We start from the raw sequence: 18739 nt of genomic DNA on the forward strand, positions 1-18739 counted from the left end.
AACAACGGAAGGAGGAGGCGCCCAGTGAGCCAACGGGAGTGGATCGAGAAGGACTTCTACAAGGATCTGGGCGTTTCCTCGTCCGCATCGGCCGACGAGATCAAGAAGGCCTACCGCAAGCTGGCACGGGACCTGCATCCCGACGCCAATCCCGGCGACACCGCCGCCGAGGAACGTTTCAAGGCGGTCAGCGAAGCAAACGCCGTGCTGTCCGACCCTGCCAAGCGCAAGGAATACGACGAGACCCGTCGCCTGTTCGCCTCCGGGGGTTTCCCCGGCGGTGGCAGCGGCTTCCAGCCCGGCAGCGGCGGATTCTCCGGGGGCAGCACCTTCGACCTCGGCGACCTTTTCGGTGGAGGCGCAGCCGGCGACGGCGGCCTCGGCGACCTCTTCGGCGGCGTGTTCAATCGCGGCGGGGGCACCGGTGGGGCCACCCGGTCGCGTCCGCGTCGCGGCGCCGACGTCGAAACCGAAACCACACTCGACTTCCGTGACGCCGTTCTGGGCGTCACCGTTCCGCTGCGCATGACCAGCCCCGCGCCGTGCACCACGTGTCACGGCAGCGGCGCCGAACCGGGAACCAGCCCGCGTGTCTGCCCGCGCTGCAACGGAAGTGGCATCGTCTCGCGCAACCAGGGCGCGTTCGGTTTCTCGGAGCCGTGCGACGACTGCCGCGGCAGCGGCTCGATCATCGACAACCCGTGCCACGACTGCCACGGATCCGGAGTGCAGAACCGGACGCGGACGATCACGGTCCGCGTTCCCCCCGGCGTGAAGGACGGATCCAAGATCCGTCTCGCCGGGCAGGGCGAGGCCGGACTGCGCGGCGCGCCGTCGGGCGACCTGTTCGTGACGGTGCATGTGCGTTCCGACAAGGTGTTCGGTCGCGAAGGCGACGACCTGACCCTCGTGCTTCCGGTCAGCTACGGCGAACTCGTGTTGGGCGGCACCGTATCGGTGCCGACGCTGGAAGGACGTGTCGGGCTGAAGATTCCGCCGGGCACCGCCGACGGCCGGGTCATGCGTGTCCGCGGCCGTGGTGTCGCGAAGCGTGGCGGCGGCTCGGGCGATCTGCTGGTGACCCTCAAAGTGGCCATCCCACAGAACCTCGACGACAAGGCGACCGAGGCGCTGCGCGCATATCTTCAGGCCGAAGAGGCCGGTGGATTCGATCCGCGTGAAGGATGGGCAGGTGCACGATGAGCGAGACGCCAGGTTTCCGCAACTCACCCGACCCGGATGCACGTGTCTACGTCATCTCGGTCGCGGCCGAACTTGCAGGGATGCACGCGCAGACGCTGCGTAACTACGACCGGCTCGGACTGGTGACCCCGCACCGCACCAGCGGTGGCGGTCGCCGGTACTCGCCGCGCGACGTCGAACTGCTTCGTGAGGTTCAGCGGTTGTCCCAGGACGAGGGCGTCAGCCTCGCCGGTATCAAGCGGATCATCGAATTGACCAACCAGGTCGAGGCGTTGCAGCAGCGGGTCGCGGAGATGTCGGTGGAGATCGCTCAGCTCCGCTCCGTGCGACGAGAACTGGTTCCGATTCCGCGCAGCAATGCGCTGGTGGTGTGGAAGCCGCGCGGCCAACGCGAACGCTGACCGATGTTGCCCTGTCTCGTACCGCTGCGCCGATAGCCTCCCGATCAGCGGAATCATCCGACCGGCGAGCGTCCCGCACGGGCACACTGTGGCGTGTTCCACAGAACCGAGCAGCGGAAGGCATCAAGCATGGTGGATTGGGCCGAAGAATGCGACGTACTCGTCGTCGGATCGGGAGCCGGAGGGTGCTGCGGCGCCTACACGGCAGCACGTGAGGGACTCTCCGTCACCCTCGTCGAAGCCTCCGAGTACTACGGCGGCACCACCTCGTACTCCGGTGGCGGCGGAGTCTGGTTCCCGACCAACGCTGTACTGAAGCGCGCCGGTGACGACGACACCATCGAGGACGCACTCGAGTACTACCACGCCGTCGTCGGCGACCGGACTCCCCGCGAATTGCAGGACGCATACGTCCGCGGCGGCGCACCCCTGATCGACTACCTCGAGATCGACGCAGATCTCGAGTTCGTGCCGTACCCGTGGCCGGACTACTTCGGCAAGGCACCGAAGGCGCGCGCGGAGGGTCGTCACATCGTGCCGAAGCCGCTGGCGATCGCCGACGACCCGGAACTCAACGAGTCGATCCGTGGCCCGCTCGGACGCGAACGCAACGGCGACGCGCTGCCCGACATGCTCATCGGTGGCCGCGCCCTCGTCGGCCGGTTCCTCATCGCGCTGCGCAAGTTCCCGAACGTGCAGTTGCACCGCAACACACCGCTCGAAGAGCTCGTCGTCGAAGACGGTGTCGTGGTCGGTGCGATCGTGTCGAACGGCGGGGAGCGTCGCGCGATCCGTGCCCGCAAGGGTGTCGTGCTCGCGGCAGGAGGCTTCGACCAGAACGACGAGATGCGCGGCAAATACGGCGTTCCCGGCGCCGCCCGCGACTCCATGGGGCCGTGGTCCAACCTCGGCAAGGCACATCAGGCCGGTATCGCCGTCGGTGCCGACGTCGACCTGATGGGTGAGGCATGGTGGTCGCCCGGACTGACCCACCCGGATGGCCGCTCCGCCTTCGCGTTGTGCTTCACCGCAGGCATCTTCGTCGACCAGGACGGCAACCGCTTCACGAACGAGTACGCACCCTACGACCGTCTCGGCCGCGAGATCATCGACCGTATGAACGCAGGCACGATGACGCTGCCGTTCTGGATGATCTACGACGACAGCAACGGTGAGGTGCCCCCGGTCGGGGCGACGAACGTTCCGTTCTCGAAGACCGAGGAGTACGTCGAGAAGGGTCTGTGGAAGTCTGCCGACACCCTCGCCGGCCTCGCCGAGCAGATCGGCGTTCCGGCGGCTGCCCTCGAGGCGACGGTGGCGCGGTTCAACGAGTTCGCCGCCAAGGGAGTCGACGACGATTTCGGTCGCGGCGACGAGCCCTACGACCTTGCTTTCACCGGCGGGGGTTCGGCGCTGGTGCCGGTCGAGAAGGGACCGTTCCATGCTGCGCAGTTCGGGATCTCCGATCTGGGCACCAAGGGCGGTCTGAAGACCGACACGGTCGGTCGTGTTCTCGATACCGCGGGTAAGCCGATCGCCGGCCTGTACGCGGCGGGGAACACGATGGCAGCACCGAGCGGCACCGTCTACCCGGGCGGCGGCAATCCGATCGGTGCGAGCGCACTGTTCGCACATCTGGCAGTGAAGGATGCTGCAACCCGCTGACGGGCTTTCATCGAGTGTCAAGCGGCCGAACGTCACTCACCTCGCGAGGGGAGTGACGTTCGGCCGCTGTCGTTTCAGGGTCGGCTGTCGTTTCAGGGTCGGCTGTCGTTTCAGGGTCGGGCGACCGTGTAGGCCACCTTCATGAAGGGGAAGCCCGTGTCGACGTGCGACGAGATGGAATAGCGGTGCTCGTTTCCGCCGTCGATCCGTGTTCCGTCGGCGTTCGCAGGGCCGGTGCCGTAGTTGCTCGACATCAATGTCACGTGCCCGTCGCCCGGCATCGTGTAGGTCACCTGGATTCCGAACCCGCGCCGGTCCGCCGCGACAGCGCTGACCGTCGTGGTCGCGTGAGCCGCGATCACTGTTGCGGGCTTGTCGACCCATCGCCCGTATTCGTTGCGTTCCCCGGCATAGATCATGGGCGCATCGGTGGTGTTGGCGATGGTCATCGTGATGGTGGGGCCATCGTCTGGGAGCTCCTCGGCACCTGCCGTTGCGGGGGCCGTGAGTGTTGCGGCGGCGATGACGGCGGCGGCGATGACGCGGGTGCGAAGTTTCATGGTGCTCCTGCGGGTGTCTCGGTGCCCACTGCGTGTGGCCGGCTGGCGGCCAAAGTGTACCCGCGAGTACGTTGCGCCGAAATTACCTTCCCATTCGCGTTCGGCCATGCGCGAGAGCGTCAGGCCGGGACGAGCCCACTGACCTCCGCGACCAGCTCGAGCGACCGCAGCCACGCCTCGCGACCCGGCGCCGACGACACGACGATCAGCTCGTCTGCCTGGGCGCGCTCGGTGAACGCGTCCAGATAGGTGCGCACCTCGTCGGGGGTGCCGACGGCGGTGTAGCGCAGCATCGTGAGCACCTGCATCCCGGCGGGGGAGTCGAGGAGCATGTCGATCTCTTCGTCGGTGAAGGTGCGGCCCCGCCCGACCATCTGCACCACGCGCTGACGCTTCGTCTGCTCGAACAGCTCTGCGGCCTCGTCGGCGGTGTCTGCGGCGATGATGCCGACACCGGCGATGACGTGCGGTTCGGGGTGCTGCTCCGACGGCTGGTACTCGTTTCGGTACAGCTGCACCGCCTCTTCGAGGGACTGCGGCGCGAAGTGCGACGCGAACGCGTACGGCAACCCGAGGAGCGCGGCGAGCTTGGCGCCGAACAGGGACGATCCGAGAATGTAGAGCGGTACGTCGGTGCCCTTGCCGGGGACCGCGTCGACACCGGGGATACGGGAATCACCACGTAGATACGCCTGCAGCTCGAGCACGTCCTGCGGGAAACTGTCGGCCGACGACGGGTCGCGGCGCAGCGCCCGCATGGTCTTCTGATCGCTGCCGGGCGCGCGGCCCACACCCAGATCGATACGACCGGGGTGCAGCGTTTCGAGGGTGCCGAACTGTTCCGCGATGGTGAGCGGCGAATGGTTGGGCAGCATGATGCCACCCGCACCGAGACGGATCGTCGACGTGTGCGCGGCGACGTGCGCGATCAGGACACTCGTCGCCGACGACGCGATCGTCGGCATGTTGTGGTGCTCGGCGTACCAGATCCGTCGGTAACCCCACTTCTCTGCGAGCTGGGCCATTTTCACGCTCGCCTCGAAGCTGTCGCGTGCGGATTCACCCTTGCCGATGTGTGCCAGATCGAGGATGGAGAGGGGAACAGTCACCGAGAGATCCTTCGCGTCGGGGCCCGGCACCGGCCGCCGGGCACACCTTCGGTGCAACCCTTTCCCGGCGACCGCTATTCCTGTGACTTACCTTCAGGGCCGACTTACATCAGGGCCGACTCACATGTTTTCGAAGGTGCCGTACGTTCCGCGGTAGAACAGCAGCGGGCTGTTCGGATGCAGGGTGGTCAACCCGGTGACACGGGCCACCACGATGGTGTGGTCGCCGGCGTCGTGTTCGGTTTCGATGGTCGCTTCCACTCGTGCAAGCGCACCGTCGATCGCGGGAGCGCCATTGTCGCCCGGCGACCAGCGCACACCGTGGAACTTGTTTCCGCCGCTCGTCGCGAAGGCCCCGCACAGTGTGCGCTGGCTGTCGGAGAGCACATTGATCGCGAAAGTGCCGATCTCTCGGATCTTGGGCCAGGTCGTCGACGTACGAGCCGGGCAGAACGACACCAGCGGCGGTTCCAGCGACACCGACGTGAAGGACTGGCATGCGAATCCGAGCGGCTGCTCACCGTCGAGGGTGGTGATCACCGTGACTCCCGTGCAGAAGTTACCCATCACGTCGCGCATCGTGCGTGGATCCAGCACTGCATGTTCCGCGGTCATACTCAGCTCCGTTCCGAAGTCGTCGTCCTGCTACCGGGCCATGACCTACCAGGCCGTGACACTGTCCTTCCAGTGTCCGGTACGCGATCGGGAGATACCGATCCGGCTCCCGATCAGCGGTCGAACAGGGCACGAGGATCCGGTCTCTCGCTCAACGGGAAACTGTATCCCTGTGGACATCGGACCGTCGTAGCGTCGCCCGCATGTCCACAATCGAGAGCATCCCTTCGGCCGACACGATCCGCGCCACGGTGACCGGCTACATGGCCGCACTGGAGTCGGGCTCGTCGACGACCATCGCCGCCCTGTACGCAGACGACGCAACCCTCGAGGATCCGGTCGGTAGCGAGCCGAAGGTCGGCCGCGACGCCATCACGAAGTTCTACGGCGCGCTCGACGGCAGCAAGCAGACGACCGAACTGCTGAGCCTCAAGATCAGTGGAGCGAACGCAGCGTTCCACTTCCGCGTCACCACCCCGATGGGCGGCGCCACCTACGAGGTCGAGCCGATCGATGTGATGACCTTCGACGAGCAGGGCCGCATCACGTCGATGCGGGCGTTCTGGTCGCCTGCCGACCTGCGGACGCTCTGATGTCCGGTACCGCCCTCACCCTCACTCCTGCAGAACAGGCGTTGGCGATCGAGGAGATCAAACGGCTCTTCGCGGCTCGGCTCCGGGTGATGGACACCAAGCAATGGGAGCGCTATCCCGAGCTGCACACCGAGGATGTGGTCAGCGAGACGTTCCGTCTCGAGGGCGGCGACCACAGCCACCTGCCGCCCGCGCAGCGACCCGGTGCCGTCGTGGGCCGGGAACCGCTGAAGAACATGATCCAGCAGTTCCTCGACGGACCCGTCCCGGTCACGTCGGCCCATCACGGGCACAACCCGGAGATCGTCCTCACCTCCGATACCACCGCGACGGGGATCTGGGCGATGGAGGACGTGCTGTGGTGGGCCAACGGTGATGTGGAGGAACACTTGCACGGTTGGGGCCACTACCACGAGGAATACCGCAGGGTCGACGGGACGTGGTTGATCAGCTACCGAAACCTCACGCGGCTCCGGGTCGATCACACGCCCGATTTCTACAGTTACCGCAGATGACGCGGCAGCAGCATGAATCCCGTTGGGCGGGATGAGCCGCATCTGAGCTTCCCGAAGCGACCTACCGTCCGGTGGACACCGAAATTGAAGGAGAATCCTCGATGGCGAAACGCGCAGTACCGCCCCTTACCCCCGCCCGCGACACAACCGTGGACCTGCTCGTGATCGGCTCGGGTACGGGCATGGCTGCGGCGTTGAGCGCGAAGGAACTCGGTCTGTCCTCGCTCGTCGTCGAGAAGACCAAGTATGTGGGTGGCTCCACCGCCCGCTCGGGCGGTGCGTTCTGGATGCCTGCGAACCCCGTGCTGAAGGAAGCGAAGACCGGCGACACGGTCGAGCGTGGCCGCACCTACGTGCGCTCGGTGGTCGACGGCACCGCTCCTGTGGAGCGCGGCGACGCGTTCGTCGACAACGGCGCCGAGACGGTGGCGATGCTGCAGCGCACCACGCCGATGAAGTTCTTCTGGGCCGAGGGTTACTCCGACTACCACCCCGAGCGTCCCGGCGGTGCCGCCGTCGGCCGCACCTGTGAGTGCCGCCCCTTCAACCTCTCTCAGCTCGGTGCGGAACGTGGCCGGCTGCGCCCGGGTCTGATGGACGCCGGACTCCCGATGCCCACGACCGGCGCCGACTACAAGTGGATGAACCTGATGGTGCGGACGCCCGTCAAGGGGTTCTCGCGCATCTTCCGTCGTCTCGCTCAGGGCGTGGCCGGACTTGCCGTCAAGCGTGAGTACGCCGCCGGTGGGCAGGCCATCGCGGCGGGCCTGTTCGCGGGCGTGCTGAACGCGAACATCCCGGTGTGGACGGAGACCTCGCTCGTCCGGCTCGTCAAGGACGGCGACCGGGTGACCGGCGCGGTTCTCGAGCAGAACGGCCGCGAGGTGACGGTGACCGCGCGCCGCGGCGTCGTGCTCGCCGCCGGCGGGTTCGATCACGACATGGAATGGCGTCGCAAGTTCCAGTCGGAGTCGCTGCTCGACGGCGAGAGCCTGGGCGCCGAAGGTAACACCGGCGACGCCATCAAGATCGCGCAGGAGATCGGCGCAGACGTCGACCTGATGGATCAGGCCTGGTGGTTCCCCGCCGTCGCACCGACGAAGCCGGGCAAGGCGCCGCTGGTGATGCTCGCCGAGCGGTCGCTGCCGGGTTCGTTCATCGTCGACCAGACCGGTCGTCGCTTCACCAACGAGTCGTCGGACTACATGTCCTTCGGACAGCTAGTCCTCGAGCGCGAGCGCGCCGGTGATCCGATCGAGTCGATGTGGATCGTGTTCGACCAGAAGTACCGCAACAGTTACATGTTCGCAGCCGGGCTCTTCCCGCGCGCACCGATCCCCGGGTCCTGGTACAAGGCCGGAATCGCCCACCAGGGCACGAATGCAGTGGAGCTCGCGGAGTCGATGGGCGTGCCCGTCGAGTCGTTCGCCGACCAGTTCCGACGGTTCAACGAGGACGCCGCCGCAGGTGTCGACGCGGAATTCAACCGTGGCGCGAGCGCGTACGACCGTTACTACGGCGATCCGACGGTCGAGCCCAACCCGAACATGCGTCCGCTCGATCACGGTCCGTACTTCGCTGTGAAGATGACGCTCAGCGATCTCGGCACGTGCGGCGGCCTGCGCGCCGACGAACGTGGCAGGGTTCTGCGTGAGGACGGCGACGTCATCGACGGTCTGTACGCGATCGGCAACACCGCTGCCAATGCGTTCGGCAACCGGTACCCGGGTGCGGGCGCGACGATCGGCCAGGGCCTCGTGTACGGCCACATCGCCGCCCTCGACGCCGCGAAATCGAAGGTGACTTCCTGACGGTGATGAGCATGGACCGGGCCGCCATCGCGGACAGTCTGTTCGCGATGGCGACCTGTCTCGACGACAAGGACTGGGTGACGCTCGCGGCGTCGCTCACCGATGACACCCATTCGTACGGAAGTGTCGGTGTCGCGGAAACCGTTGCACGCGTGAGGTACTGCCTCGACGTGTGTGGTGCTACCCAGCATCTGATCGGCAACGTCCGGATCGAGCAGGACGGAAGCGACGCCGCGGTGCGAAGCAGCTTCCGGGCGTTCCACACGGGGATCGGCGACCTGGCAGGCCTCACCTACGAATGCATGGGCGACTACGACGACCGCTGGCGTCGTACGTCCGACGGATGGCGGCTCGCGGCGCGGACCGTGCGGATCCGCGCCGAGCTCGGCGATCGCCGAGTCATCGGCATGTAGCCGCCTGTTCGGGAGGGCGGTCAGTACGGGTCGTAGCGGATGTTCGCGATCGGAGTACCCGATTCGGTCAGCCGCTGCACCGTCGTCTGTACCATCGCGCCCGGTCCGCACACGAGGACCTGGTGATCGCCGAACGCCCCGTAGGACGTGACGATCTCGTCGAGGCTGCCCTCGAGCAGATCATCGGGTTCGGCGCCGATATCGCCCACGCGCGAGAGGATCCGCTGGTACCAGGGGTCGGGGACCGAGGGGTCTTCCACCGACTCCACGACGGGGACGACCGTCAGCCACGGCAGTGCCTCACCCAGGAGCGAAAGCATGTCGGCCGCATACAGATCGCGCGGCGATCGCGAGCCGATGAACAAGAAGGTGCGCGGCGGATTCTCGCGGCGGGCGGCGTCGAGGATCAACGCGCGCATCGGCGCGAGCCCGGTGCCTGCGGCGACCATGATGGCGATGCGGCCGGTGTCGTCGAGGTGGAGATCGCCACCGCGTGGTGCGGTGATGGCCCACACGTCGCCCGGCTGGGTGTCGCTCACGATCGCGCCGCTGACCCAGCCTCCGGGGACGGTGCGCACGTGGAACTCGAGTTTGCCGTCCATCGACGGCGGCAACGCGGGAGACAGGCGCCGCGGCAGGTTGGGGCGCTGGGGCACCGTCACGTCGACGTACTGACCCGCACGGAACGGGACCATGCCCTCGGTGCATTCGAGCCGAATCACCGCGAGATCGTGACGGAGCCGGTGGTGTTCGACAACGGTCGCCGACACGGCGACTTCGGTTTCGGGCGATGAGGACGTAGCCGACTGCATGTATGGATCCCCTGGTGATGTGCGCACGGTGTTCCCACACTCTAGGCGAAAATTCGGACATGTCACAGAGTGGAACGTGTTTCAGTTTTGGTCGGGGAGCGGTTATCGTGACGGACAGCATGTGATGGTCGCCATATACCGACCTGCCGGCCATCGCACCGACGCCGTCACCACGATCGGAAGGATGCCGATGCCTGAGAACGTAGAACCCGGGGAGTACGCAGAGCTGCATCGCCCCGTCTACAACCCGGATCTGCTCATCACCGCACTCGACCGCAGTGCCGACCGCCCCGCGCTGCACCTGGGTGATGTCGTCCTCACGGGCGCCGAGATGCGCGCGGCCATCAGCCGCTACCAGCAGGCACTCGCGTCGGTCGGGGTCGGGCAGGGCTCGTCGGTCGCGGTGCTGTCGAAGAACCGTCCCGAGGTTCTCATCAACATGGGCGCGACGATGATCGCCGGGTGCCGCAACAGCGCTCTCAACCCCATGGGGTCGCTCGACGACCACCTGTACATCACCGCCGACGCGGAGATCGAGACCCTCGTGTTCGACCCCGTGCACTTCGAGGAGCGCGCCGCCGAACTGAAGACGCAGGTGCCGACCCTGAAGAATCTGTTCTCGCTCGGCCCCTCGAAGATCGCCACCGACATCCTCGCGCTGGCCGACACCTTCACCGAACAGCGACTCGTCGCGGCGCATGTCGACGCGGAGGACACTTCGTCGATGGTCTACACCGGGGGCACCACCGGCAAGCCCAAGGGCGTGATGGGCTCTTTCCGGTCCGGTGTTGCGCTGCCGCAGATCCAGATGTCCGAGTGGCAGTGGCCGGAGCAGCCTCGATTCCTGATCTGTACGCCGCTGTCCCACGCCGGAGCCGCGTTCTTCGTTCCCACACTGCTGCGCGGTGGCTGCCTCTACGTGCTGCCCTACTTCGAGCCCGGTCTTGTTCTCGAAGCGATCGAGAAGTACCGCATCGACGCCACGATGCTCGTCCCGACGATGATCTACATGCTGCTCGACCACCCCGACTTCGACAATCGTGACCTGTCGAGTCTGCAGACCCTCTTCTACGGGGCCTCGGCCATGTCGCCCGCCCGGCTGCGCGAGGGCATCGAGCGTCTCGGGCAGGTGTTCTTCCAGTTCTACGGCCAGTCGGAATGCGGTATGAGCATCGCGGTGCTGCGCAAGGAAGAGCACCTCGCCGACGACCCCGAACGCCTCGCCTCGTGCGGCCGCCCGGTGCCGTGGCTCGACGTCCGCCTGCTCGACGACGACCTGCAGGAAGTGCCGCAGGGTGAACTCGGTGAGATCTGTGTGCGCGGCCCCCTCGTGATGAAGGGCTACTGGAACAAGCCCGACGAGACGGCCGAGGCGCTGCGCGGGGGATGGCTGCATACCGGCGACGTCGCTCGCGCCGACAAGCACGGGTTCCTCACGATCGTCGACCGCAAGAAGGACATGATCGTCACAGGTGGGTTCAACGTCTTTCCCCGCGAGATCGAGGACGTCATCTCGGCGCATCCGGCGGTCGCGTCGGTCGCGGTCGTCGGTGTGCCCGACCAGAAATGGGGCGAGGCGGTGAAGGCGTGTGTCGTTCTGCGCGACGGGCAGGATGTTCCGGCCGATGAGCTCATCGAGAAGGTGCGCGCGGCGAAGGGGTCCGTCCACGCGCCGAAGTCGGTGGACTTCCTCGACGCACTGCCGCTCACGCCGCTGGGCAAGCTCGACAAGAAGACGCTGCGCGCGTCGTACCGATAGGGGTACGTCCGAAAGTCGGGAGCCGAAAAGTTGTGCAGCGTCACAACTTTGCCCAGTCCTATGGGGTGACGTCTGTCACGTGGCAAGCGGAAACCGCCGACTCGGGTGAGGATTACTTCCGGTGATGGGGATTCGAATCACCGCATCACCGCTGTACATCGAGCGCGGTGTATGGCATTCATCGGGAGGGGAATGAAATGGGTTCTGTTGCACCGCTACTCATCGACGTGATCGTCGGCATCATTCTGGAGCTGCTGAAGACGGGGTCCGCGCAATAGTGTCACCAGGATGGTTCTCGGCGGTTGCCGAGAACCATCCTGCATGCTCGTTTCCACAGGTGAAAAGCCCGAATGCGGGTCCTGGCGGGCGTGGTAGGCCTACCGTTGGATCATGTTGTCTGCACAGAACGCCGAGGTTGTGCGCGCGACCCTTCCCGTCGTCGGCGCCGCCATCGGCGATATCACTCCTATTTTCTACCGTCGGATGTTCGCCGCGCATCCCGAACTCGAAAAGGATCTGTTCAACCGGGGGAATCAAGCGCAGGGTGACCAGCAACGAGCTCTCGCCGGAGCGATCGCCGCATACGCCACCCTGCTGGTCTCCGAGAGCGTCGCAGAACCCGACGACTTGCTCTCGCGGATCGCGAACAAACACGCGTCGCTCGGCATCATCGCCGACCAGTACGACATCGTTCACAAGCATCTGTTCGACGCGATCGTCGAGGTGCTCGGAGATGCTGTGACCCCAGAGGTCGGGGCCGCGTGGGACGAGGTCTATTGGGAGATGGCGAAGGCTCTCATCTCGATGGAGAACGAGTTGTACCGGGAATCGGGGGTCGAACCCGGGGAGGTGTGGCAGCAACTCGTCGTCCGGCAACGAACCCAGGAATCACCCGACACGGTCTCGTTCGCGTTGGCGCTCCCCGACGAGTCGACATTACCGTTCGCGCGACCCGGGCAGTACGTCTCGGTGGCCGTCCGACTCCCGGACGGCGCTCAACAGATCAGGCAGTACAGCCTCACTCGCGCTCCACAGCGCCAGTACTGGGGAATCACGGTCAAGGCGATCCCCGAGACCACATCGGAGGATGGTCACGTCATTCCCGAAGGGGAGGTGTCGAACCATCTGCACCGCAACCTGTTCGACGGCGACGAGCTGAAGGTGTCGCGGGCGTACGGTGATCTCCTCCTCGACGACACCGATGCTCCGTTGCTGTTCATCTCCGCGGGAATCGGTTGCACCCCGATCATCGGCTTCCTGCACTATCTCACTCGCACGGAGTCCGACCGGTATGTCAGCGTGCTCCACGCAGATCGCGCGCCGTCACGGCACGCGCACCGACGAGAGCTCTCCGAACTCGTCGATCGACTACCGGGCGCTCACCTCCATCACTGGTACGAGGATTTGGGAGTCCGGCCCGCGAGCGACACGACCCGCGCCGGCCGGATCGATCTGAGCGAGGTCGAGGTCGAGCCCGACACCCAGGTCTACCTGTGCGGGCCGCTGCCGTTCATGGAGGCCGTGCGTGGTGCGCTTGTGGAGCGCAGTGTTCCGGAGCGCAACATCCACTACGAGGTGTTCGGACCCGACAAGTGGTTGCCGAGCTGAGAGTGGAAGTGTCCGCACCTCGTCCGGGTTTCCGTGGGTCGTGAGTCAACGGAAGGCCGGACGACGGGAGGAAGCTTTGCGACCGGTCTGAAAGTGCCCGTTATGCCCGATCTACCGATGTGGGGTGTCGCCTGACATACTGCCTCGCATGGCGAACGGGGACCCGCAGCGGGTGGAAGTACGAGTGCCGGTCGAGAGCTCGGACGGGGCTCTCTTCGGATCGGCATTCAGTGGAGAAGGCGCACTACGGCCGGTGGAGCCGGTGCCGCCGATCTGCTCGCGACACGGAGACCCCGAGACCGACCGGGTGCGGGTGACGATCAAGTCGGACAGGTCGCAGGCGCAGCACAGTGAGAGCCGGCTGGGTTCGGCGCTCGCCGCGGCCTACACCGTGCAGGTGGCAGCGGTGGAGTGGCCGGTGTGTGCGCGGTGTGTCACGGCGCGTCTGCGTTGGCAGATCGCCGCGGCAGCGCTGTTCACGTCGCTCGCGGTCCTGTTTCTGGCGTTGGTGTTCGCACTGCTGCAGGGTGCGCCTCGCCCTTACGGGATCGCGCTGCTCGTGGTGTTCGCGGTGTCCTTCGTGCCGCTCTACGTCGCACTGCGGATGATCGAGCATCGACGGGCCGGAGTGGGAGTGGCACTTGCGGACGACGGTTCGGCGCTCGTGGTGCAGGACGCGCACCCCGACTTCGCGCGCGCCGTGATCTCACGGGCGTGATCTCACGGGCGTGATTTACAGCGGGTCGAAGCTGATGTTCTGCCGGGGCGTCCCCCCGGCAGACAAGGCATACAGCGTCGTGCGGATCATCGACGGCGACCCGGAGATCTGGATCTGGTGATCGGACCACGATCCGTAACTCGCGACGACCTTACCCAGCTTTCCCTGAATCGGCTCCGGGAGACCCGGGGGCGTTTCGCGCACGGGAACAGGATGCCAGTACGGGTTCTCCAGCTCCTCCATGACGGGGGTGATGGTGAGCCACGGATTCGTCATCGCGATGTGCCACAACGTTTCCAGATCGTAGAGATCGCACGGGTAGGTTCCGCCGTAGAACAGGTGGGTGCGCGGATTCGTGCCGCGCATCGCCATCTCCATGATCTGGGCGCGTAGTGGCGCCAGGCCCGTACCCGACGCGATCATGAGTACGTCCTGACTGCTGTCCGGGTCGACCTGCAGGCCTCCGAGTGGTGGACCGATCGTCCACCGATCGCCGACCACGACCTCACCGACGAGACCCCCGCTGACCCACCCGGTCGAGACACGTCGGACGTGGAACTCGATCTGTCCCTGAGGATTCGGGGGGATTGCTGCAGAAAGATACCGCCACATCTGGGGACGCTGGGGGATCTGGACGCTCATGTACTGGCCGGCGTGGAACGGGATGGGGCTGTCGGTTTCGAGGCGGATGATCGCGAGATCGGCGAGCACGCGTTCGTGTCCGACGACGGTGGCGCCCCACGCTGCGGGCAGATCGTCCTCCGCCGCGGCGACGGCCATCGTCTCGGTGAAGTGGGCGATCACCTCGGCCCACGTGCGCTCGAGCATGGCCGTCCACAGGATGATCGGTGTGCATTCCCGCACTGCGACGAGCAGTGCGTGCCCGGCGGCGCGGAAGTGCTCGGGCCGGACTCCGTATTTGCGGTGGTCGCGGGCCAGTTGACCGAGGAAGGCGTCGAGGCCGTCGAAGTCGGTGAGCTTGTTGACCGCCCAGCCGACCGCGGTCGTGAACCGCTGCCGCATGTTCTCCATGCCTGCGGGGAACAACTCGCGGGTGCCGGTCGTCTCGCTCCACAGCGCGGTGTAGAACGACGTGGCGAACCGCTCGGGCCCGGTCGGGGTTGCGGTGATCGAAGCAAAGCTGAGTTGCACTCGGGCGATGGCGAACGCCTCCACGCCATCCTCCCACGTAGTGCGCTGATTCGGACGCCGCCACTGTAGTCGTTTCCTCGCGGGTCGGCCACATGTTCGACGCGGTCGCGTGATCGACAGTTCGGAATAGTGAGGGGAATCACTATTCAGCGCAAAGTTGAGTGGAACAAACTCAACTTTGCGCTCGTTGAAACCATCGAGTGCCCGCAGACCCGAGTCTATGGGTACAGAATTGATACAGACTCACTCGAGAACGGAAGGAGCCCGTAGTGGACTCGTTCAACCCCACGACGAAGACCCAGGCGGCGTTGACGGCAGCACTGCAGTCGGCATCCGCTGCGGGCAACCCGGACATCCGTCCGGCGCACCTGCTCGTCGCGCTGCTCGACCAGACCGATGGCATCGCAGGCCCGCTGCTCAAGGCGGTCGGCGTCGACGCCGCCCAGATCAGGGCAGAGGCACACGACCTCGTCGATAAACTGCCCACCGCGACCGGCGCGACCACCACACCGCAACTCGGCCGTGAAGCGATCGCCGCGCTGTCCGCGGCGCAGAAACTCGCGACCGAACTCACCGACGAATTCGTCTCGACCGAACATGTGCTCGTGGGCCTTGCGAGTGGAGACTCGGACACCTCCAGGCTGCTCACCGGTAAGGGTGCAACCCCGGAAGCATTGCGCGAAGCATTCACGACGGTGCGGGGCACCGGCCGTGTCACCACCGCCGACCCGGAAGGCACCTTCCAGGCCCTGGAGAAGTACTCCACCGACCTCACCGCACGTGCCCGCGAAGGCAAGCTCGACCCCGTCATCGGCCGTGACAACGAGATCCGTCGCGTCGTGCAGGTCCTGTCGCGCCGCACCAAGAACAACCCGGTTCTCATCGGCGAACCCGGCGTCGGCAAGACCGCCATCGTCGAGGGCCTCGCGCAGCGCGTCATCGCAGGGGACGTCCCCGAATCCCTTCGTGGCAAGACCGTCATCTCCCTCGACCTCGGTTCGATGGTCGCGGGTGCGAAGTACCGCGGCGAATTCGAGGAACGACTCAAAGCCGTCCTCGACGAGATCAAGGGATCAGCCGGCCAGATCATCACCTTCATCGACGAACTGCACACCATCGTCGGCGCAGGCGCGACCGGCGAATCCGCGATGGACGCGGGCAACATGATCAAGCCGATGCTCGCGCGCGGTGAACTTCGACTGGTCGGTGCCACCACTCTCGACGAATACCGCAAATACATCGAGAAGGACGCCGCCCTCGAACGCCGCTTCCAGCAGGTACTCGTCGGTGAGCCGAGCGTCGAGGACACCGTCGGCATCCTGCGCGGACTCAAGGAACGCTACGAGGTGCACCACGGCGTGCGCATCACCGACTCCGCGCTGGTCTCCGCCGCGACCCTGTCCGACCGCTACATCACGTCGCGCTTCCTCCCCGACAAGGCCATCGACCTCGTCGACGAGGCCGCGTCGCGACTGCGGATGGAGATCGACTCGCGACCCGAGGAAATCGACACCGTCGAACGCATCGTCCGTCGCCTCGAGATCGAGGAGATGGCGCTGCAGAAGGAAACCGACGCCGCGTCGAAGGATCGGCTCGACAAGCTGCGGGGCGAACTCGCCGACGAACGCGAGAAGCTCAACCAGCTCACCGCACGCTGGCAGAACGAGAAGACCGCGATCGACTCCGTCCGAGAGGTCAAGGAACAACTCGAAGCGCTGCGCGGTGAAGAAGAACGCGCCGAACGCGACGGCGACCTCGGCAAGGCCGCGGAGCTGCGCTACGGGAGGATCCCCGAACTGGAGAAGAAGCTCGACGCTGCATCGAAGGCGTCGGGTGCCGCGTCCGACGGCGATGTGATGCTCAAGGAGGAGGTCGGCCCGGACGACGTCGCCGAGGTCGTCGCCGCATGGACGGGCATCCCCGCCGGCCGCATGCTCGAAGGCGAAACCGAGAAGCTCCTGCGCATGGAAGACGAGATCGGCCACCGTGTCGTCGGCCAGAGCGAAGCCGTACAGGCCGTCTCGGATGCGGTCCGCCGCGCCCGTGCCGGTGTCGCCGACCCGAACCGCCCCACCGGATCGTTCCTGTTCCTCGGGCCCACCGGCGTCGGCAAGACCGAGCTCGCCAAGGCGCTCGCCGACTTCCTGTTCGACGACGAACGCGCCATGGTGCGGATCGACATGTCCGAGTACAGCGAGAAGCACAGCGTCGCCCGGCTCGTCGGTGCGCCTCCCGGCTACGTCGGCTACGACGCCGGTGGTCAGCTCACCGAGGCGGTGCGTCGTCGCCCGTACACGGTGGTGTTGTTCGACGAGGTCGAGAAGGCACACCCCGACGTGTTCGACACGCTGCTGCAGGTGCTCGACGACGGACGACTCACCGACGGTCAGGGCCGCACGGTCGACTTCCGCAACACCATCCTGATCCTCACCTCGAACCTCGGTGCGGGTGGGGACAAGGACCACGTGATGGCGGCGGTGCGCATGGCGTTCAAGCCGGAGTTCATCAACCGGCTCGACGACGTCGTGATCTTCGACCCGCTGTCCGAGAAGCAGCTCGAACGGATCGTCGACATCCAGATCGACCAGCTGGCGAAGCGTCTCGAAGCGCGACGTCTCACCCTCGAAGTCGGCGGAGCGGCACGGATGTGGCTCGCGGTGCGTGGCTACGACCCGCAGTACGGCGCGCGTCCGCTGCGCAGGCTCATTCAGCAGGCGATCGGCGACCAGCTCGCCAAGAAGCTGCTGGCGGGGGAGATCCGCGACGGCGACACCGTGAAGGTCGGTGTGAGCGACGACGCCGACAGCCTGGTCCTCGGCGTCTGACACCGGTGCGGGGCCGGTCCCGGTGGCAACAGTCACCGGGACCGGCCCCGTATCGGTACCTTGGGAGGGGCCATGACGAATCCGAACGATCCGCGCACACCGCAGGAACGTGCCTACCCGCACGACGAGCCGGATGACGACGAGACGCGCGTGCTGCACACCGACGACCCGACGGAGGCGTACGGGCAGCCGGTGACGAACCCGACCCTGGTGTATCCGCAGTACGATCCGCGCTTCGATTCGGCAGCGCCGCCCCCGAACCCCACTCAGCAACTCGGCGAACCCCTGGGGCAATACTCGCAGGGCCAGCAACCGGCTGCGCAACATCCGACGGCCCAGTACCCGCAAGCCCAGTACTCGCAAGCCCAGTACCAGCAGGGACAGTACCCACCGGCCGGTTATCCCGGAGGCGGATACCAGCCGCCCGCCGCACCCCCGCCCGGCTACGGGCAGCCGGCGGAACCCGAGAAGACGCCGCGCGGTCCACGCTGGGGTCTGTTGGCCCTCGCCGCCCTCGTCCTCATCGTGCTCGGCGGGATCGTCGGATTCCTCCTGAGCGGAAGCAGCGACGACCCCGACCCCACCGCGACCGGCCCGGCCACCAGCCGCACCATGCCGCCCGCACCCACCACGACACCGCCGCCGGCCACCGCGCCGGAAGGAACGCTCGGGCTGCCGCTCGACGAACTTCCCGGCGGTCTCGGTGACGTCATCGGCCAGACCGGTGCCGTCGTGGGATCGATCACGGCAAACGACGGCAGCAGCATCACGCTCAGCGGCATCGGCGGATCGCTCACCACGGTGTTGTTCACGCCGGAAACCCAGATCATCACGTTGAAGGGGTCATCGCCCGAGGCCCTCGAGATCGGCGCGACCGTCGTCGCGACCGGCAGCCCCGTCGAGAACGGACAGATGACGGCCGAAACCGTCATCAGCGCGTCGCTCCCCTCGTTCGGCAACCCGGGCAACTGAAGACGCTA

The 18739-nt window shown here is 66.2% G+C and carries 17 protein-coding genes; 12 read left to right on the top strand and 5 right to left on the bottom strand.

Annotation, left to right across the window (positions count from 1 at the left end; translation table 11 throughout):
- Positions 1–24: 24 nt before the first annotated feature.
- The 3 genes from dnaJ to ACFWB0_RS19275 all read left to right on the top strand — a co-directional run bounded on the left by dnaJ (position 25) and on the right by ACFWB0_RS19275 (position 3269).
- Complete coding sequence (dnaJ, locus tag ACFWB0_RS19265) at positions 25–1203, top strand: molecular chaperone DnaJ (protein ID WP_378492065.1); 1179 nt, start codon at positions 25–27, stop codon at positions 1201–1203.
- Entirely contained in the window at positions 1200–1604 is a 405-nt protein-coding gene (locus tag ACFWB0_RS19270; protein WP_378492066.1) for a heat shock protein transcriptional repressor HspR, read from the top strand. The genes dnaJ and ACFWB0_RS19270 overlap by 4 nt, the downstream gene beginning before the upstream one ends.
- Positions 1605–1697: 93 nt before the next feature.
- On the top strand, positions 1698–3269 hold the full coding sequence (locus ACFWB0_RS19275) for an FAD-binding protein (protein WP_378492067.1): 1572 nt from the start codon (positions 1698–1700) through the stop codon (positions 3267–3269).
- A gap of 110 nt (positions 3270–3379) precedes the next feature.
- Here the strand turns inward: ACFWB0_RS19275 and ACFWB0_RS19280 are convergent, their stop codons facing one another.
- The 3 genes from ACFWB0_RS19280 to ACFWB0_RS19290 form a co-directional block, all read right to left on the bottom strand.
- The gene (locus ACFWB0_RS19280; protein WP_378492068.1) at positions 3380–3829 is read right to left on the bottom strand and encodes a hypothetical protein; all 450 of its coding nucleotides are present in this window, start codon (positions 3827–3829) and stop codon (positions 3380–3382) included.
- 119 nt (positions 3830–3948) lie between these two features.
- Positions 3949–4938, bottom strand: a complete 990-nt coding sequence (locus ACFWB0_RS19285; RefSeq protein ID WP_378492069.1) for an LLM class flavin-dependent oxidoreductase — start codon at positions 4936–4938, stop codon at positions 3949–3951.
- Between the two features lie 120 nt (positions 4939–5058).
- Positions 5059–5553, bottom strand: coding sequence for a flavin reductase family protein (locus ACFWB0_RS19290; RefSeq protein WP_378492070.1), 495 nt, complete (start codon positions 5551–5553; stop codon positions 5059–5061).
- Between the two features lie 203 nt (positions 5554–5756).
- Between ACFWB0_RS19290 and ACFWB0_RS19295 the strand changes: the two genes are divergently transcribed.
- The 4 genes from ACFWB0_RS19295 (at position 5757) to ACFWB0_RS19310 (ending at position 8885) form a co-directional block, all read left to right on the top strand.
- Entirely contained in the window at positions 5757–6146 is a 390-nt protein-coding gene (locus ACFWB0_RS19295; protein WP_378492071.1) for a nuclear transport factor 2 family protein, read from the top strand.
- Positions 6146–6661, top strand: coding sequence for a nuclear transport factor 2 family protein (locus ACFWB0_RS19300; protein WP_378492072.1), 516 nt, complete (start codon positions 6146–6148; stop codon positions 6659–6661). The genes ACFWB0_RS19295 and ACFWB0_RS19300 overlap by 1 nt, the downstream gene beginning before the upstream one ends.
- A gap of 101 nt (positions 6662–6762) precedes the next feature.
- Positions 6763–8472 (top strand): 3-ketosteroid-delta-1-dehydrogenase, encoded by a 1710-nt coding sequence (locus ACFWB0_RS19305; RefSeq protein ID WP_378492073.1) that lies wholly within the window; start codon positions 6763–6765, stop codon positions 8470–8472.
- A gap of 11 nt (positions 8473–8483) precedes the next feature.
- A complete protein-coding gene (locus tag ACFWB0_RS19310; protein WP_378492074.1) occupies positions 8484–8885 on the top strand; it encodes a nuclear transport factor 2 family protein in 402 nt (133 codons plus the stop codon).
- Between the two features lie 20 nt (positions 8886–8905).
- On the opposite strand, the gene ACFWB0_RS19315 is transcribed toward ACFWB0_RS19310, so the two are convergent.
- Entirely contained in the window at positions 8906–9697 is a 792-nt protein-coding gene (locus ACFWB0_RS19315; RefSeq protein WP_378492075.1) for an FAD-binding oxidoreductase, read from the bottom strand.
- 190 nt (positions 9698–9887) lie between these two features.
- Between ACFWB0_RS19315 and ACFWB0_RS19320 the strand changes: the two genes are divergently transcribed.
- The 3 genes from ACFWB0_RS19320 to ACFWB0_RS19330 all read left to right on the top strand — a co-directional run bounded on the left by ACFWB0_RS19320 (position 9888) and on the right by ACFWB0_RS19330 (position 13782).
- Entirely contained in the window at positions 9888–11456 is a 1569-nt protein-coding gene (locus tag ACFWB0_RS19320) for an AMP-binding protein (protein ID WP_378492076.1), read from the top strand.
- A gap of 390 nt (positions 11457–11846) precedes the next feature.
- The gene (locus ACFWB0_RS19325; protein WP_378492077.1) at positions 11847–13064 is read left to right on the top strand and encodes a globin domain-containing protein; all 1218 of its coding nucleotides are present in this window, start codon (positions 11847–11849) and stop codon (positions 13062–13064) included.
- A gap of 148 nt (positions 13065–13212) precedes the next feature.
- Positions 13213–13782: a hypothetical protein gene (locus ACFWB0_RS19330; RefSeq protein WP_378492078.1), complete on the top strand. Its 570-nt coding sequence runs from the start codon at positions 13213–13215 to the stop codon at positions 13780–13782.
- Between the two features lie 15 nt (positions 13783–13797).
- Here ACFWB0_RS19330 and ACFWB0_RS19335 read toward each other — a convergent pair whose 3' ends face one another.
- Positions 13798–14958, bottom strand: a complete 1161-nt coding sequence (locus ACFWB0_RS19335; RefSeq protein WP_378492079.1) for an FAD-binding oxidoreductase — start codon at positions 14956–14958, stop codon at positions 13798–13800.
- Positions 14959–15203: 245 nt separating this feature from the next.
- Here ACFWB0_RS19335 and clpB point away from each other — a divergent pair, with 245 nt between their 5' ends.
- A complete protein-coding gene (clpB, locus tag ACFWB0_RS19340; protein ID WP_378492080.1) occupies positions 15204–17759 on the top strand; it encodes an ATP-dependent chaperone ClpB in 2556 nt (851 codons plus the stop codon).
- Positions 17760–17831: 72 nt separating this feature from the next.
- Positions 17832–18731, top strand: coding sequence for a hypothetical protein (locus ACFWB0_RS19345; protein ID WP_378492081.1), 900 nt, complete (start codon positions 17832–17834; stop codon positions 18729–18731).
- Positions 18732–18739 lie beyond the last annotated feature (8 nt).

Origin of the sequence: Rhodococcus sp. NPDC060086, assembly GCF_042730275.1 — a bacterium.
In the GTDB taxonomy this organism is placed as follows: Bacteria; Actinomycetota; Actinomycetes; order Mycobacteriales; family Mycobacteriaceae; genus Rhodococcus.